The following is a 251-nucleotide window of genomic DNA, read 5'->3' on the forward strand; positions in this document are numbered from 1 at the left end:
GTATTGGGAACAAAACCCACTTTGTGATTCCGTACTAAAATTAATAAAAGAAGAACAATACAAGAACAAAAAAGCAAAAGATATTCGAGCAAGTGGATATGTAATGCATACCTTGGAAGCTGTATTATGGGCATTTTTCCATAGTGATTCATTTGAAACAGGTGCACTGTTAGCGGTCAATTTAGGTGAGGATGCAGATACAACTGGAGCAATATATGGTCAACTAGCAGGTGCCTATTATGGTGAAAGAG

General features: G+C 37.1%; 1 protein-coding gene. It reads left to right on the top strand.

Annotated elements, in window-relative coordinates:
- Positions 1 to 251 (top strand): ADP-ribosylglycohydrolase family protein (locus tag AAEZ00_RS21795; protein WP_351090088.1); only part of this gene is annotated, 251 nt, incomplete at both ends.

It is taken from the genome of Shewanella sp. S1-49-MNA-CIBAN-0167 (assembly GCF_040310145.1).
GTDB classification, from domain to species: domain Bacteria; phylum Pseudomonadota; class Gammaproteobacteria; order Enterobacterales; family Shewanellaceae; genus Shewanella; species Shewanella psychromarinicola.